The 592-nt window shown below is 69.8% G+C and carries 1 protein-coding gene and 1 pseudogene; one reads left to right on the plus strand and one right to left on the minus strand.

The window, feature by feature from the left end:
* Window positions 1-207: pseudogene (locus G7A99_RS23845) on the plus strand (hypothetical protein); the annotation flags it as partial.
* 73 nt (window positions 208-280) lie between these two features.
* On the opposite strand, the gene G7A99_RS23850 reads toward G7A99_RS23845, so the two are convergent.
* Window positions 281-592, minus strand: a 312-nt coding sequence (locus tag G7A99_RS23850; RefSeq protein ID WP_163144552.1) for an ABC transporter permease subunit, incomplete at its 5' end; no start/stop codon positions are given.

A 592-nucleotide genomic window follows, 5' to 3' on the forward strand; every position in this document is an offset into this window, starting at 1 on the left:
CGCACCGCCGTCGCGCGTGCCTGGTCGGAGCCCTGGGTCCGGCGGGTATGGCTGCACACCTGCAGCGAGGATCACCCGGACGCGCTGGCGGTCTACCAGCGCGTCGGCTTCCGGGTCTTCGACACCTATGACGAATGGGTCGCCGACCCCCGGCTGCGGGGACTCGTACCCCGTGAGGCGGGTCCCCACGTGCCGATCCCGGCATGAGCGGCCCTCGGCCGGCGGCCGCGCCGGTGCGACCGTGCAGGCGCCCTCACAATCGACAGTACCGCTGAGAAGACTAATGACCGGTGCGGGGCCGGAGGTGGCGGTTGAGGCGCCGCTCGACGAGGCGGAAGCCGCCGAGGATGAGGAAGGTGATCAGCACGTAGAGCACGCCCGCGGCCAGGAAGATCTCCAGTGGCGTATACGTCCGCGCGATGATGGTGCGGGCCATGCCGGTCAGATCAAGCAGCGTGATCGTGCTCGCCAGCGCACTGCCCTTGAGCATCAGGATGACCTCGTTGCTGTAGGCCGGCAGCGCGATCCGGAAGGCCCGTGGCAATACGATCCGCCGCCAGGTCACGACCCGGCCCATACCCAGCGCGCGTGC

This window comes from Arhodomonas sp. KWT (genome assembly GCF_010993615.1).